At 70.1% G+C, this 15,577-nt stretch carries 11 protein-coding genes; 7 read left to right on the top strand and 4 right to left on the bottom strand.

The genetic code is table 11. The features are described from left to right. Positions 1-100: 100 nt before the first annotated feature. Together OG293_RS07765 and OG293_RS07760 are read right to left on the bottom strand one after the other, a co-directional pair. A complete protein-coding gene (locus OG293_RS07765; RefSeq protein WP_405998030.1) occupies positions 101-331 on the bottom strand; it encodes a hypothetical protein in 231 nt (76 codons plus the stop codon). Then, entirely contained in the window at positions 328-567 is a 240-nt protein-coding gene (locus tag OG293_RS07760; protein ID WP_405998029.1) for a hypothetical protein, read from the bottom strand. The genes OG293_RS07765 and OG293_RS07760 overlap by 4 nt, the downstream gene beginning before the upstream one ends. Before the next feature lie 208 nt (positions 568-775). Here OG293_RS07760 and OG293_RS07755 point away from each other — a divergent pair, with 208 nt between their 5' ends. Beyond that, positions 776-1,618: a helix-turn-helix domain-containing protein gene (locus tag OG293_RS07755; RefSeq protein ID WP_405998028.1), complete on the top strand. Its 843-nt coding sequence runs from the start codon at positions 776-778 to the stop codon at positions 1,616-1,618. Then, positions 1,600-1,809 (top strand): DUF397 domain-containing protein, encoded by a 210-nt coding sequence (locus OG293_RS07750; protein WP_405998027.1) that lies wholly within the window; start codon positions 1,600-1,602, stop codon positions 1,807-1,809. Before OG293_RS07755 ends, OG293_RS07750 begins: the two co-directional genes overlap by 19 nt. A 73-nt stretch (positions 1,810-1,882) precedes the next feature. Here the strand turns inward: OG293_RS07750 and OG293_RS07745 are convergent, their stop codons facing one another. Together OG293_RS07745 and OG293_RS07740 are read right to left on the bottom strand one after the other, a co-directional pair. After that, entirely contained in the window at positions 1,883-3,469 is a 1,587-nt protein-coding gene (locus tag OG293_RS07745) for a (2,3-dihydroxybenzoyl)adenylate synthase (RefSeq protein ID WP_405998026.1), read from the bottom strand. Between the two features lie 34 nt (positions 3,470-3,503). Further along, on the bottom strand, positions 3,504-3,770 hold the full coding sequence (locus OG293_RS07740) for a hypothetical protein (protein ID WP_406003851.1): 267 nt from the start codon (positions 3,768-3,770) through the stop codon (positions 3,504-3,506). Here OG293_RS07740 and OG293_RS07735 point away from each other — a divergent pair. The 5 genes from OG293_RS07735 to OG293_RS07715 all read left to right on the top strand — a co-directional run bounded on the left by OG293_RS07735 (position 3,706) and on the right by OG293_RS07715 (position 15,571). Then, the gene (locus tag OG293_RS07735; RefSeq protein WP_405998025.1) at positions 3,706-4,665 is read left to right on the top strand and encodes a thioesterase II family protein; all 960 of its coding nucleotides are present in this window, start codon (positions 3,706-3,708) and stop codon (positions 4,663-4,665) included. The two genes, OG293_RS07740 and OG293_RS07735, sit on opposite strands and share 65 nt — an antisense overlap. Before the next feature lie 72 nt (positions 4,666-4,737). Continuing rightward, complete coding sequence (locus tag OG293_RS07730) at positions 4,738-5,772, top strand: isocitrate/isopropylmalate dehydrogenase family protein (RefSeq protein ID WP_405998024.1); 1,035 nt, start codon at positions 4,738-4,740, stop codon at positions 5,770-5,772. Positions 5,773-5,834: 62 nt separating this feature from the next. After that, positions 5,835-7,214 carry an FAD-dependent oxidoreductase gene (locus tag OG293_RS07725; RefSeq protein ID WP_405998023.1) on the top strand — a complete coding sequence of 460 codons (1,380 nt, stop codon included), beginning with the start codon at positions 5,835-5,837 and terminating at the stop codon, positions 7,212-7,214. Next, positions 7,205-7,558 carry an antibiotic biosynthesis monooxygenase family protein gene (locus OG293_RS07720; RefSeq protein WP_405998022.1) on the top strand — a complete coding sequence of 118 codons (354 nt, stop codon included), beginning with the start codon at positions 7,205-7,207 and terminating at the stop codon, positions 7,556-7,558. The genes OG293_RS07725 and OG293_RS07720 overlap by 10 nt, the downstream gene beginning before the upstream one ends. Positions 7,559-7,810: 252 nt before the next feature. Next, complete coding sequence (locus OG293_RS07715; RefSeq protein WP_405998021.1) at positions 7,811-15,571, top strand: amino acid adenylation domain-containing protein; 7,761 nt, start codon at positions 7,811-7,813, stop codon at positions 15,569-15,571. Positions 15,572-15,577: the final 6 nt, after the last annotated feature.

Genomic DNA, 15,577 nt, shown 5'->3' with positions numbered 1-15,577 from the left:
GGGAAGGGATCGGAGTCGGCCAGGTCGGAGTCGGCCAGGTCGGGGTGAGCGGGGGCCGGGGGTCCGGCTACGGGTGGCTGTGGCGCTGTCGCCCGTCCTGTCACCTGTGCTGTCTGCTCCGGGCGTTCGCTTCGGCGACCAGGGCGCTCAGCAGCTCGGCCGGGGTGAGGGGGCGGAGGTGGTTCGGGTCGGCGTCCCATTCGAGGCCACCGGCGAGCGGGCGGAGTTGGACGTACGGGCCTACGTGGCCCATGACCCGTCCCACGCGGTCGCGGACCGTGTCGTGGACGGTCCTACCGACGGAGGGGACCGCGTCGGTGTCCTCCGTCACCCGGTGATCCCTTTCGTGATCACGTTGGCGAGCATGTGGGCCACGGGGGCGGAGCACACGCCGAGATGGACGAGCGCGTACCGGGCTTCGGCTTTGCGGTCGTCCGCCCAGGGGGTGTGGATGTCCATCGCGGGGAGCTGGATGCCGGCTTGGGAGAGCGCGGTGGCGAGGGCGTCGCGGGCATCGCGGGCTTCCTGGATCTTGGGGGTGTGGGGTACGGGCGGCGTGGGGGGCATGTGCTTCCTCGTCGGTGCGGCGGTCGGTGTGATTCCGTTGATTCCATGACCGGGTTGCGCTGGGTGAATTACGCTGCGTAGTCCGGTCGTTACGAGGATGCGGCCGGATGTGGGCGACCGGGTTGTGGACGGGGCGGTGCTTCCCCGTCGCGCGGAGGTGGTTCCACACGTTCCACATCGGTCACGCGCACGTCCCGGAGGGAGCGGTATGCCGCAGCGACGCGTCATCACCGGCCGCAGCCAGGAACCCCGTCAGCGGTTCGCCGAGGAGTTGCGGACATTGCGGACCGGGAGCGGCACCAGCCTGCGGGCGCTCGGCGAACGGCTTGGCTGGGATTGGTCGTTGTTCGGCAAGATGGAGAAGGGCGAGACGCTCGGCAGCCCGGAGGTCGTCCAGGCGCTGGACCAGCACTACGGGACGCCGGGACTGCTGCTGGCGTTGTGGGAGCTGGCCGCCGGGGACCATACGCAGTTCCGGGAGCGGTACCGGCGGTACATGGCGCTGGAGGCGGAGGCGGTGAGCCTGTGGCACTTCGCGGTGAGCGTGCTTCCGGGGTTGTTGCAGACGCCGGGGTACGCACGGGAGGTGCTGGCGGCGGGTGGGCTCAAGGGGAAGGAACTTGAGCAGCAGGTTGAGGCGCGGATGGGGCGGCGGGAGTTGTTGGAGGGGGAGGATGCGCCGCCGTTCCGGACGATCCTGTCGGAGGCGGTGCTGCGGATGCCGTTGCGGGATGTGGGGGAGTGGCGGGGGCAGTTGGAGTACGTGGCGGAGGTTGCAGAGCAGCCCAATGTGACGATGCAGGTGCTTCCGCTCAGAGTCGGACTGCATGGCTTGATGAACGCCACCGTGATGTTCCTGCGGCTGGCGGACGGACGTACGGTGGCTTACACGGAGAACGGCTACCGAGGCGATCTCATCGAGGAGAACGCTCCGGTTGAGCGTTTGCAGCGTGCGTACGATGCGATGCGCGACCTGGCGTTGTCTCCGGCTGAGTCGCGGAAGTTCGTCTTGGCCACGTTGGAGGAAGTGCTGTGCGACCCATCGACTTGAGTGCCGCAGCTTGGCGCAAGAGCAGCTACAGCAATCAGGACGGAGGCGAGTGCGTCGAGGTCTCTGACGACTTCGCCGCTGCCGTCCCGGTACGAGACAGCAAGGTTCCGCACGGCCCGGCGCTCGTGTTCCCGGCGGCCGGCTGGGCCTCCTTCGTTTCGGCCGTCAGGGGCGGGCAGTTGGGCGACTGAACAGGCATGGCAACGGCCCCGCGATCGGTTCGGATCGCGGGCCATTGGCGTGCGGCCGGTGCCTGTGAGCCGGTCACCTTGGCGACGCGGCAGCGAGCGCGCGCAGCGCCTTCTTGTCCACCTTGCCCATCGGGGTGCGCGGCAACTGGGCGACCGGGACCAGCCGGTCGGGGATCTTGTACGTGGCCAGGCCGCGACCCCGGAGGAACTCCTTCATCGCGGACGTCCGGACATCCGCCTCGGTCAGAACGACAAACGCGTAGGTCCGCTCGCCGAGCACGGTGTCCGCCACGCCGATCACGGCCGCGTCCTGTACGGCCGGGTGGGTGCGCAATTGCCGCTCCACCTCTTCCGCCGACACCTTCTCACCGGCCCGGTTGATGACGTCCTTGATCCTTCCGACGATCAGGATGTTGCCGTCCGGCCTGCGCCGGACGAGATCGCCGGTCCGGAAGAAGCCGTCCGGAGTGAACGCACGGGCGTTCTCCTCAGGAGCCCTGTAGTACCCCCGGATCGTGTACGGACCCCGTACCTGCATTTCGCCGGCCTCCCCGTCCGGTACGGGTTTTCCGGACTCGTCGACGATACGGACCTCGTCGGTCTGCGACATGGGCCGGCCGTCGGTGTTCACGACCACCTCGTCCGGATCGTCGAGCCTGGTGTGGGTCAGCAGACCCTCGCTGATGCCGTACCACCGCATGATCCGGCACCCGAGGACCTGACCCGCCCGACGTGCCAGTGCCGGGTCGAGCGGGGCGCTGCCGACCTGGATGAGCAGTCGGGACAGCTCGCCGGGCTGCCGTCGGGAGTCGGCCCACAACCGCAGCACGGAGGGCACGAGCGTGGTGACGGTGACGTTCTCGCGACGGATCAGCGGAAACACCTCGTCGGGTCGCACACTTGACGTGAGGACCGCCTTGCCGCCCAGCAGGAGACTGCCGAGCACACCCGGACAGGCGAGCGCCGCCTGGTGCGCGACCGGATTGACGGCGAGGTAGGCCAGCTCCGGGCCGACGCGCATCGCTTCCGCGGTGGCCCGCATGACGTAGACGTAGTCGTCATGGGTCCGGGGAATCAGTTTCGGCAGTCCGGTGGTGCCCCCGGACAGCAGGAACAGCGCCGGATCGGACGGGTCCACGCGGGGCATGGGTACGCCCTCGCTGCCCAGCGACTCCAGTGCGGTGAACTCCTGGGCATCGCCGCTGACGAGGACGTGCGGGATCGAGGGGATCTCCCGGGCGAGCCGGCGGAAGTCGAATCCGCCGAACTCGTCCTTCACGACGTAGGCCACCGCGCCGGAATGGGCACACAGATGGGATATCTCGGCCCTGCGGTGCCCGGGCAGCGCCAGGACCGGGATGGCTCCGGCCCGCAGCAGAGCGAAGACCAGGATGACGAACTCGGGGATGTTGGGCAGGTGTACGACCACTCGGTCAAGCGGTCTGATGCCCAGTTCGATCAGGCCGCCCGCCAGCCGGTCGGCCTGTTGGGACAGCTCCGCGTAGGTCATCCTGCGCTCGCCGCAGACCACGGCCACGCGGTCGGCGTGCCGCCGGCAGGATTCGTGCAGCAGGTCACCGATCGGCCGGCCGAGCCAGATTCCCGACCGGCGGAGGTCCGCAGCGAGGTAGTAGGGCCAGGGCACAAAACCGTCGAGCATGATCGCGTTCCCCTTCAGGAGGCCGACCGCGGACTCAAACCCACGGGGAGACGCCCGTAGGCGTACGGGAGTTGGTGCAGATGCGCTGCGGCACCCCGGCAGACTCGATCTCCCGTGGGGACTTGACGAGGGACCGCGGCCGCGCGCGCACCTCGGCCCTGCCCAGGGAAGCACCGGCGCGGAGGTGAGGACCGTGGCAGCGTTGGTCGGGACACGGGGCTCTCGCCGCGTACCCGATGCACTCGTACGCGTCCATCCCCACGAAGGTGACCGGATCGGTGAGATCGAGCGACCGACTCATCCGGGATCCTCCTTTCCCTCGCATCGTCATGGGCCGACCACACAGCGCCGCTGATGTCTTGCCGACATCTTTCGCGGACTCCGTGATTTCGCATGGAGCGGAAACCATGGGACGGGCGAAGCGATGGCCGACGAGAAAGGCGGAGATGATGAGCCGGATACGGGAACGGGGCTGGGTGCGGTCTCTGACCGCCGTCGACCGTCCCGACGTTCGTGTCGTGTGCTTCCCGCATTCCGGAGGGTCGGCGACCGCCTTCAGCGAGTGGTCCACCGCGGCGCCGCCCGGCGTGTCGCTCACGGCCGTCCAGTACCCCGGCCGCGGTGACAGGTTCGGGGAGCCATCCATGGACGATGTGGTCGCCATGGCCGGCCGCGCCGCGGCGGAACTGCTGCGGCTCCCCGCGAGCGACTGTGTGCTGTTCGGGCACAGCCTGGGCGCGCTGGTGGCCTACGAGACCGCCTTGGTACTGCGGGACGCGGGCGAGGAGCCGCGAGAGCTGTGCGTGTCCGCCGCGCTCCCGCCCGGAGTCGCGGGCGGTGGCAGCATCCATCTGGCACCCGACGACGAGTTCTGGGCGAAGCTGTGCGGGCTGGGCGGCATCGAACCCGGTATCGCCGAGAGCGCCGAGCTGCGCGAGCTCCTGTTGCCGACGCTGCGCTCGGATCTGCGGGCCCACGCGAACTACCGGCCCCGCCCCGGGATCCGGCCGCTGTCCTGCCCGGTGCGCTGCTATCACGGTGTGGGCGACCCGCTGGTGGACGAGGCGCGACTGGGGGAGTGGGCGCGCGTCAGCTCCGGTGAGTTCACGCTGAGCGTGCGGCCGGGAGGGCACTTCCATGTGGCGACCGACGTCGCGGGACTGGTCGCGGACGTCGTGCGCCAGGGCAGGGCGTGAGCGGCGCCGGAGAACGTGAGGATGTCGCCTTCGTCCCTATGACTACGGGGTGCCGCTTTGAAAAGGATCACCGTGATTCCCGGTGACGGTATCGGGCCGGAAGTGATCGAACCGGCGCTGGACATTCTTGAGGCTCTTGCACTCGGTGTGCGGATGGATGTCCTCGACCAGGTGAACGCGGAAACGTACCTGCGCACCGGGGCCGCTCTGTCCGAGGCCGATCTCGACCGGATCCGGACCAGCGAGGCGACGCTGCTCGGTGCGGTCGGGGATCCCCGGCTGAGCGGCACCGCATACGTACGGAGCGTGCTGTCCACACTGCGCCTCGAACTCGACCTCTACGCCAATTACCGGCCCGCACGGCTGTGGCACGACAGACTGAGCCCCTTGCGCGACGAAACGCGACGCGCGATCGACTGTGTGATCGTCAGGGAGAACACCGAAGGCCTTTACAGCGGCGTCGGCGGCAGCACTCGCGTGGGGTCCCCGCAGGAAATCGCCATCGACGTGGACCTCAGCACCCATCATGGTGTCTCGCGCATCATGGATTTCGCCTTCTCCGTGGCGCGACGCTCGGTATGCATGGTGGACAAGGCCAACGCCGTAAGGAACGGCGGGCAGTTGTGGCAGCGCTGCTGGCACGAGGCGGTCGCACTGCACCCGCAATTCGACACGTCACATCTCTATGTGGACGCCGCCGCGATGAAGTTGGCTACCGATCCGACGGCTTTCGACGTCATCGTCACCAACAATTCCTACGGCGACATCCTGAGCGATCTCACCGCCGCCCTCGCGGGCGGCCTCGGCGTGGCGGCGTCGGCCAATCTCAACCCCGCGACCCGGCATGGTCTTTTCGAGCCCGTGCACGGCAGCGCGCCCGACATCGCGGGGACCGGGGTCGCCAATCCATTCGGTGCCATTCTCTCCGCGGCGCTGCTGATCGAGCACATGGGCCATACCGGAGAGGCAGACGCCGTTCGGGGTGCTGTCGTGGCCGCCGTCGAGGCCGGAAGAGTCACCCCCGACCTCGGCGGGTCCCTGAGCACGAAGGAGGCGGGGGCCGTGGTTCTGGCGGAACTGCGGCAGCCACAGGGAAGAGCGTGCTGAGAACACGACGCGGACCGACGGTTGGCGGCGGAGCGGATGTCGGACGAGGGGACGGCGAAGCAATGCACGCGAAGGACGAAGCCCGCACCGAAGGGAGCCCTGAGATCGTCGTCGTCGGGGCCGGCCTGGTGGGTGCGGTCGCGGCCGTCTATCTCGCCCCCCGGTTCGGTCCGGTCACGATCCTGGAGAAGCGAGCGGACCCGCGGCGTGGTGCCGGCGGCCAGGGACGGTCCCTCACGGTGATGCTGTCCGCGCGAGGCTGGCGCGTCCTGTCGGACCTGGGTCTCGCTGAGGCGGTGCGGGAGATATGCGTGCCCCTTCACGGACGTTGCGCACACCTGCCCGACGGCAGCTCCCATGTCACGCCGTACAGCCGGGACGGGCAGCCGATCTGGTCGGTGGAGCGTGAGCGGCTGCATCACATCCTGCTGGACGCCGCCGAGGCGACTGTTGGCGTACGCCTGCGCTTCGGGCAGCGGGTGCACTCCGTGGACCTGGACGAACCGGCCGTGCTCGTGGAAGACCGGCACGGCCGGCAGCGGTTGACATGTCGCCGCGTACTCGGCTGCGACGGCGCGCATTCCGCTGCCCGTGCCGCCCTGGCAGCCCGCGGCGCACAGGCAGAGGTGCGCAATCTTGAGCTGGCCTATCAGGAGATCGATGTGCCGGGCGGCTGGCTCGACCGCAGAACCATGCACTACTGGCCGACCGGTGACGCGTTGTTCGCCGCGTTCCCCATGCCGTCGGGGGAGTTCTCCGGCTCCCTGTTCATGCGTCGCGAAGGGCCGGCGCCCTCCTACGCCACGGTCGAGGGCCAGGACCTGCTCAAGGTGTTCGCAGCAGGCTTTCCCGAACCGACGGCCGCCATCCCGGACCTTGCCGAACAGCTCGCCACCAGGTCCGTCTCCAGCCTCATGGTCGTACGCTGCGACCGATGGGTCTGGCGGGACACGTTCGCGCTGCTCGGGGACTCCTGCCACGCGATGGCCCCCTTCATGGGGCATGGCATGAACTGCGGCTTCGAGGACGCCCGTACCCTCATCGCCTGCCTCGACTCCACCGAGGACTGGACGGCGGCGCTTGCCGCCTATGAAAAGTCACGGACCGAGGACGCCGACGCGATCTCCTACCTCTCCTACCAGCACTACTACATCATGGCCAACCCGCCGCAGGAGGAGACGGCCCACGCCAAGGGAGTCCTGCGGAAGCGTCTTGTCGACCTCTTCCCCGACCGGTTCGTTCCCCTGTACGAGCAGTGCGCCTTCACGGAGGAGAGCTATGCCTCGGTGCTGAGGAACGACCAGCGCCTGGACCGCCTCGTGGAGAGCCTGCTCGGCCGGTACGGCGCGGAGCTCGTCACGGCGTCCGACAGCCGGCTGCGCGCCTGCACGCCGCCCCTCACTCCGAACACAGTCACCCTGGAGGACTCCGGATGTTCGTGATCCTGTTCACGTCGCGCCTCTCCGATCAGGCGGGCGAGGACTACTACGCCACCGAGGCCGAAATGCGCGAGCGGGTCCGCGTCATCGCCGGGTCCGATCTGATGGACGTCAAGCACTACACGGCCGAGGACGGCGAGCGCCTCGCGGTCGTCAGGTGGCGGAATGCGGAAACCCTGGAGAAGTGGCGTGCCGACCCCGCGCATCAGCTGGCGCAGCGGCTGGGCCGAGAACGGTGGTACTCCTCCTACGAGTTGACCGTGGCCGAGGTGATCCGGACCAGCTCCCACGATGCCGAGGCCGAGGCTCCGCCGTCGGACGGGTCACCGTCGGACGGGTCGCGGTAGGGCGGGTCGCGGTAGGCAGGTGAGCCGGTGGTGGGCGCGGCGGGCCGGTCGGGTACCGGCCATTGCGCCGCGCTCGCGCAGCTAACCGGACCAACGGCTCGACGTCCGGTTCTGTTTCGAACTCTGTCCGGTTCTGTTTCGATCTCTGGCCAACATCTTTCATGCCAGCTGATCAAACCCGGGAGCCGCAACGACGATTGGCGACGAGTGGCCGCTGATCTGGATACCACCTTTACGGGGAGTGAAGTCTGGATGGGTTGTACCGGCGTAACGTCCGCGCAGGAGGCCATGTGGCTTGCGCAGGAGCTCGCTCCAGACACTCCGAACAATGTGGCGACCTTGTGGGACGTCGATGGTGACCTGGACATTCCCCTGCTCGCGGCGGCACTGCGGGCGGCCGTGGCCGAGGCCGAAGCGCTGACGGTGAACTTCCGCCGGGGCGATGACGGGCTGCGGCTGGTTGCCCGGGACCCCGAGGCGTGGGAGCCGTTCCACGCCGACGTGAGCGACGCCGACGACCCCGCCGATGCGGCACGCGCCATCGTGGCCGAACTCGTACACCGGCCGTTCGACCTGGGCGAGGACGCGCTCCTGCGGCTCGGCTCCATCCGGCTGGGCGGCGACCACCACCTCGTGGTTCTTGTCTTCCACCACACCCTCACCGACGCGTTCGGTGTCCTCACGCTGCTGTCCCAGCGGATCGCGGAGATCTACCGTGCGCTGCGCTCGGGTTCCGCCGTACCGGAGCGCCCCGCGGACCCACCGGGCGACGCGTCGGAAAAGGACGCCGCGTACCGGGCATCGGAACGATTCGCCGACGCCGAGCGGTTCTGGCAGGACTATCTCGCCGACGAGCCGACCGCGGCGCGGCTCCCCACCGGTGTCCGCCCGGCCGCCGACGGCCCCGCCACCGAGGCCGGGTACTGGGACGGCCTCACCGAGCGGCAGGGGATGACCACCCGCACCGCGACGATCCCCGCCGCCGAGCTCGCCGCCTGGGGGCGCACCGCCCTCGCGGTGAAGTCGAGCGTGCCGGACCTGCTTTCCGCGGCGGCCACGGCGTTTCTGCGACATATCTGCGGTCTGCCCAGGCCGCTGCTGACCTTTACCGTCAACCACCGCGTCGGAGCCATGCGACGATCGCTCGGCCTCCTCTCGAACCGCCTGCCGCTTCAGGTGGAGGTGCCCCCCGCGGCGGACTTCGTCGAGCTGTCCGAGGCGATCGGCCGGGAGCGGCGGCGCGTGCTGCGGCACGCCCGGCACGACATCTCCCTGATCAAGCGGGCAACAGGCCACGCCGGCGATACGCGCAGCCCGTTCGGCGCCGTCGTCAACGTGATTCCCTTCGTCGAGGCGCTCGACCTCGCGGGCAGCGTGGCCCGCTTCGCCGGCGGCACCTTCGGCGTGGTCGACGAGCTCATGGTCTGCACCTACACCGACGGCGGGGCCGACAGCGACCTGTTCGTCCGCTTGGACGCCCCGCGGCCGGTGTACGGCGACGAGGACATCGCCGGACTCGCCGACAGGTTCGTGACGTTCGTACGGACGGCGCTGGCCGACCCGCGCGCCCCGGTCGGGGACGTCTCCGTACTCAGCGCCGCGGAACACCACACGCTGCTCACCGAGTACGCGGGACCCACGGTCACCCCGCCGACCGCGACACTGACGGAACTGCTCGACCGGCAGGCCGGCTCCACCCCGGACGCGATCGCGGTCACCTTCGAGGACACCTGCCTGACGTATCGGGAGCTCGCCGACCGGTCCGGCCGTCTGGCCCGCATGCTGATCGAGGGCGGCGCGGGGCCCGAACGGTTCGTCGCGGTCGCGATTCCCCGCTCGCCGGAGCTGGTCGTCGCGCTCGTCGCCGTACTGAAGGCGGGCGCCGCCTACGTCCCGGTCGACCCGGACTATCCCACCACCCGTGTGGAGTTCATGCTCGCCGACGCGAAGCCGACGCTGCTCCTGACGGTCAAGGACACGGCCGACCTGCTGCCCCGGACGGACGTCCCCCTGATCACGGTCGACGAAGTCCCCCTCACCGACGGGCCCACGTCGATCGCGCCACACTCGGTCGAGCACCCGGCGTACATGATCTACACGTCGGGGTCGACCGGGCAGCCCAAGGGCGCCGTCATCACGCACGCCGCGATCGTCAACCGATTGCTGTGGATGCAGGAGCGCTACCGGCTGGACGGCTCGGACCGGGTGCTGCAGAAGACCTCGGCCTCCTTCGACGTTTCGGTCTGGGAGTTCTTCTGGCCGCTGATCACCGGCGCCACCCTCGTGGTCGCGCGGCCGGATGGGCACCGCGACCCGGCGTACCTCGCCGAGCTGATCCAGCGGGCCGGGGTGACGACGCTTCACTTCGTTCCGTCGATGCTCGCCGAGTTCGTCAACGACGAGGCGGCGGGAGCCTGCACCGGCCTGCGCCGTGTCATGTGCAGCGGCGAAGCGCTGCCGGCCGAGCTCGCCGCGCGGTTCCACCACGTATTCGGTGTACCCCTGCACAACCTGTACGGGCCGACCGAGGCGGCGGTGGACGTCACCGCGTGGCAATGCAGGCCCGGGGCGGGCACCATCCCGATCGGCACGCCGATCTGGAACACCGCGCTGTACGTGCTCGACGACCGGCTCCGGCTGGTCCCGCCTGGAGTGCTCGGTGACCTGTACATCGCGGGCGCCGGGCTTGCCCGGGGCTACCACAACCGCTCGGCCCTGACCGCGGAGCGCTTCGTCGCGTGCCCGTTCGGCCCGGCCGGGCGGCGCATGTACCGGACGGGCGACCTGGCGCGCTGGAACGAGAACGGCGAGTTGGAATTCGCGGGACGCGCCGATCAGCAGGTGAAGATCCGTGGCTTCCGGGTCGAACCCGCGGAGATCGAGGCGACGTTGGCCGCACACCCCGGGGTGGTCCAGGCAGCGGTCCTCGCCAGGGTGGGCCGCGGTGCCGACGGGGCCGTCCAGCTCGTCGCCCATGTCGTGCCGAAGACCTCCGGCAGCATCGGCCGGGCCGGCGCGGACTGGGACTTCCATACAGGGCTGGACGTCGCCGAGCTGCGGGGCTTCGTCGCGGCCCGGCTGCCCGCACACCTGGTACCTGCCGCTTTCGTTGTGCTGGACCGGCTGCCGCTGACCGCGAACGGCAAGCTGGACCGCGGCGCGCTGCCCGAGCCGGAGTTCGCCGGCCGGGCTCATCGGCCGGCCCGAACCGGCGAAGAGCGCATCCTGGCGGCCGCGTTCGCCGACGTGCTCGGGGTGAGCCGGATCGGGGTGGACGACGACTTCTTCACTCTCGGCGGCGACAGCATCCGGGCGATACAGGTCGTGGCCCGCGCCCGCGCGGGCGGCCTCGCGTTCAGCCCACGCACCGTGTTCGAGTGCCGGACCGTCGCCGCGCTGGCCGTGGCCGCGACCCGGGACACCGCCCCATCGGCACTCGCCGAGCTCGACGGCGGCGGCGTCGGCCTGCTGCCGCTGCCGCCGATGGCGCGGCTCGTCGCCGAGCGCGGACCCGGCCTTGACCGGCTCGCGCAGTGGCTCGTGCTGGAGGTACCGGCCGAGACGGATCTCGACAACCTCACCGCAACAGTGCGCGCCGTCCTCGACCGTCATGACGTGCTGCGCTCACAACTGGCCGAGGACGGCCTGCTGGTGTACCCGCCCGGCTCGACGGACGCGGCCCAGCTCATCAAGCGGGTCGCCTGCCCAGGAGACTGGAGCGGGGACTCGTGGCGGGCACTGCTGCGTACCGAGGCCGCCGCCGCGGTACGCCACATCAAAGCCTCGTACGGCAGGATGCTCCGGCTGGTGTGGTTCGAGCCGATGACGGGCGGACCTGGGAGGCTGCTGGTCGCGGCGCATCATCTGGTCGTCGACGGGATGTCGTGGCGGGTGCTGCTCCCCGACCTGGCCGAAGCGTGGCGGCACGTCCGGGCGGGCACGACACCGGGGCTTGCGATGGTGGGGACGTCGCTGCGGCGTTGGCTGCGCGTGCTGGCCGACGAGGCGAAACGGCCCGACCGGGTGGCGGAGCTGTCGCTGTGGCGCGACATGCTCGCCGCCCCCGTCGCCGCGGTCGGTTCCCGGCCGCTCGATCCGAAGGCGGACTTCACCGCGTCGACGGAGACCGTTCGTATACAGCTCCCTGGTGACCTCACCGACGCCGTGCTGACGTCGGTGCCCGCGGCGTACCGCTGCGGCGTCGACGACGTGCTGCTCACCGCCCTCGTCCTGGCGCTGGGTCGGCACCAGCGGGGCGTGAGCGACGGCGCCACCGTCGTTCGCCTGGAAGGGCACGGCCGGCAGGAGGATCTCGTCCCGGGCGCGGACCTTTCCCGCACGGTCGGCTGGTTCACCAGCGTCCACCCGGTCCGGTTCGATATCTCCGACATCGATGTCGAGGAGGCGATCGCCGGGGGAGTGGCCGCCGGCGACGCCCTCAAGCGCGTGAAGGAGCAGCGGCGCGAGCTGCCCGACAAGGCCATCGGCTACACACTGCTGCGCTACCTCAACGACGAGACCGCAGCGGTTCTGCGCCCGTACCCGGCGGACGAGATCGGCTTCAACTTCCTGGGCCACTTCTCCTTCGACGGTCCCGAGCCGACGCGCGGCCCCGGATGGACACCGGCGCCGGAATTCGCCGAGCTCGTCGCGGCACCTGATCCCGAGATGCCCGCGCTCAGCGCTCTGGAGCTCAACGCCCTGGTGACCGGCACCGGGGACGGCGCGCGGCTCACCGCCCTGTTCACCTTCGCCACCGGCGTGCTCTGCGCCGACGAGGTCCGCGACCTGGCCGACACCTGGTGCGCAGCCCTGCGGGGCCTGCACACCGCGGTGACCGCGGGCGCGACCGGGCTGACCCCGTCCGATGTGGCGCCGGTGAACGTCAGCCAGGCCGAGCTGGACACCTGGCAGCAGCGCTTCGGCCGGGTAAGCGATGTCTGGGCGCTCACACCGCTGCAGGACGGCCTGCTGTTCCACACCATGCTCGCGGACACGGCCTCCGAGGCCTACCAGACGCAGTTCGTGTTCCGGCTCAGCGGCCCGGTGGACGCGGTGCGCATGCGTGCCGCGGGCCAGGCCCTGCTTGACCGGAACCCGAACCTCAGGGTCGCGTTCCTGTCCAGCGCGACCGGTGAGTCCGTGCAGATCGTGGTGGACGATGTCCCACTGCCCTGGCGGCACGTGGACCTCACCGGCGAGCCCGAGGCCGACGAGCGCCTCGAACGTGTCCTCGCCGAGGAGCGGGACGCCCGCTTCCGCCCCGACAGCCCACCGCTGCTCCGGCTCACCCTCGTCACGATGGGGCCGGAACGGGCCGAGCTCGCGCTCACCGCCCATCACGTGCTGTTCGACGGCTGGTCGCTGCCGCTGATCGAGCAAGAACTGATGCACCTGTACGCGGCAGGAGGCAGCGACGCCCACCTGCCGCGCACCCAGGGCTACCGGGACTTCCTGCGGTGGCTGTCACGGCAGGACCGGGCGGAGTCGGCACAGGCGTGGGCCGTGGAGCTGGCCGGCGTGGCGGAGCCGACCCTCCTGGCACCCACGGCGCGCTCGGCCGGCCGAGGGAGCGGCGAGGTGGTCGCGGCGCTGTCCGGCGAGGACGCCGCTTTGCTGGCGCGCCGGGCCGCGGGCCTCGGCGTCACCGTCAACGCACTGGTGCAGGGCGCGTGGGCCATCGTGCTCGCCGGGCTGACCGGTCGCGACGATGTGGTGTTCGGCGCCACGGTTTCCGGCAGGCCGTCCGAACTGCCGGGTGTGGACGCGGTGATCGGCCTGTTCATCAACACGGTGCCGGTGCGCGTGCGGTGCACGCCGACCGACAGCGTCGCGCAACTGCTGGGGCGGCTGCAGGACGCTCAGGCGAGGCTGCTGGACCACCACCACCTCGGGCTCGCCGACATTCAGCGGTCAACCGGGCTGAGCGCCCTGTTCGACGCTCTCGTGGTGTTCGAGTCGTTCCCCGTCGATCGCGCCGGCCTCTCGGCGGCGAGCGCGTCGGCAGATTTGACGGTGACCGGCATCCGCCCGTACGCCCCGCCGCACTACCCGCTGACCGTCATCGCGGCGGCGGACCCGCTGCTGCGCCTCTCCTTCCAGTACCGGCGCGACGCCTTCGAGCACGCCGAGGTCGCGGTCATCGCCGATCGGCTGACCCGGGTGCTGCGGCAGATCGCCGCCGACCCGCAGACCACCGTCGGCGCGATCGACGTGCTGAGCGACGGCGAGCGGGACCGGGTGCTGCACCGCTGGAACGACACCGCGGCCGCGCTCCCCGAGGTGACCGTTCCCGAGCTGTTCGCCGAGCAGGCGGCGGCGACGCCGGACGCGGTTGCCGTCGAGTTCGACGGTCGCCGGCTGACGTACCTGGAGTTGAACGAGCACGCCAACCGCTTGGCGCACTGGCTGATCGAGCAGGGCGTGGGGCTGGAGTCGCGAGTGGTGGTGCTGCTGCCGCGCTCGCTCGACCTGGTCGTGGCGCTGCTGGCGGTGTGGAAGGCAGGTGGTGCCTACGTGCCGGTGGACCCGGAGCATCCGCCCGCCCGGGTGCGGTCCGTGGTCGAGGACAGCAGACCGGTGCTGGTGCTGGACCCGCAGGTGCTGGCCGAGCTGAACCTGTCCGCCTATCCCGCCCACGACCCGCAGACCGCGGTGGGTCTCGACCACGCCGCCTACGCCATCTACACCTCGGGATCCACCGGCAAGCCCAAGGGTGTGGTCATCGAGCACGGCTCCCTGGTCAACCTGCTCACCGGTATGCAGGGCCGCTTCTCGCTGTCATCGGACGACCGGCTACTGGCAGTCGCCACCGTGGCGTTCGACATCGCCGCCCTGGAACTGTTCCTGCCCCTGCTGGCCGGTGCCCGGGTGGTACTGGCCGGCAAGGACACCATCACCCAACCCGCGGCACTGCTCGACCTCATCGACCGCGCGGGCGTCACCATCATGCAGGCCACCCCAGCGCTCTGGCAGGTGCTGGCCACCCACGCCCCGACCTGCCTCACCGGGCTGCGAGTGATCACCAGCGGCGAAGCGCTGCCCACATCACTGGCCGACACCCTGTGCGAACACGCCGCCGAGGTCACCAACCTCTACGGCCCCACCGAAGCCACCATCTACTCCACCGCCGCCCACCTCGTTCCCGGCACCGCCGGCATGCCTCCCTCCATCGGCGGCCCCGTCGCCAATGCCCAGATCCTCATCCTCGACCGCACTCTTCACCCCGTGCCCCCCGGTGTGACCGGTGATCTTTGGATCGCCGGGCACGGCTTGGCCCGTGGCTATCACGATCAGCCGGGGATGACCGCGGAGCGGTTCGTGGCGAATCCGTTCGGTCAGGCCGGTGCGCGGATGTATCGCAGCGGGGATCTGGCCCGCTGGACCAGCACGGGTGAGGTCGAGTATCTCGGGCGCTCCGATCACCAGATCAAGCTGCGAGGGTTCCGTATCGAACCCGCGGAGATCGAGCACACCCTGACCCGCCATCCGGCCGTCCGCCACGTCACCGTCATCGCCCGCGAAGACCACCCCGGCGATCGGCAACTCGTGGCCTATGTGGTGCCGGAGGCCGGGAATGAGGTGCCGTCGGCGGAGCAGTTGCGGACTCTGGTGGGGGAGCGGTTGCCGGCGTACATGATTCCAGCGGCGTTTGTGGTGTTGGCGGAGTTGCCGTTGACGCCGAACGGAAAGCTGGATCGTCTGGCACTGCCGCGGCCGGAATTCGGTGGAGATGGGTACCAGGCTCCGCGGTCGCCGCGGGAGACGATGTTGTGCGCCCTGTTCGCCGAGGTGCTGGGGGTGGAGCGGGTCGGTATTGACGACGACTTCTTCGCGCTGGGCGGGCATTCGTTGCTGGCCACCCGATTGGTGGCGCGAGTGCGGGCGGAGTTGGGCGTGGAGATCCCGATCCGGACCCTTTTCACCGCCCCCACCGTCGCTGAACTGACCGGCCGTTGGAACGACATGTCAGCCTCTTCCCGAAAGCCGCTGCGCAGGATGATCGAAAGGTGAACGAGG

This window comes from Streptomyces sp. NBC_00829, from assembly GCF_045161795.1.
Taxonomy (GTDB): Bacteria; Actinomycetota; Actinomycetes; order Streptomycetales; family Streptomycetaceae; genus Streptomyces.
Note: the sequence above shows the minus strand (reverse complement) of the source record. Positions and strands in the feature narration are given on the sequence as shown.

Excerpts from the sequence above, each read along its gene's own strand:
- OG293_RS07760 (WP_405998029.1), bottom strand. The coding sequence starts at position 567 with ATGCCCCCCACGCCGCCCGTACCCCACACCCCCAAGATCCAGGAAGCC.
- OG293_RS07755 (WP_405998028.1), top strand. The coding sequence starts at position 776 with ATGCCGCAGCGACGCGTCATCACCGGCCGCAGCCAGGAACCCCGTCAG.
- OG293_RS07745 (WP_405998026.1), bottom strand. The coding sequence starts at position 3,469 with ATGCTCGACGGTTTTGTGCCCTGGCCCTACTACCTCGCTGCGGACCTC.
- OG293_RS07735 (WP_405998025.1), top strand. The coding sequence starts at position 3,706 with ATGCACTCGTACGCGTCCATCCCCACGAAGGTGACCGGATCGGTGAGA.
- OG293_RS07740 (WP_406003851.1), bottom strand. The coding sequence starts at position 3,770 with ATGAGTCGGTCGCTCGATCTCACCGATCCGGTCACCTTCGTGGGGATG.
- OG293_RS07725 (WP_405998023.1), top strand. The coding sequence starts at position 5,835 with ATGCACGCGAAGGACGAAGCCCGCACCGAAGGGAGCCCTGAGATCGTC.
- OG293_RS07720 (WP_405998022.1), top strand. The coding sequence starts at position 7,205 with ATGTTCGTGATCCTGTTCACGTCGCGCCTCTCCGATCAGGCGGGCGAG.
- OG293_RS07715 (WP_405998021.1), top strand. The coding sequence starts at position 7,811 with ATGGGTTGTACCGGCGTAACGTCCGCGCAGGAGGCCATGTGGCTTGCG.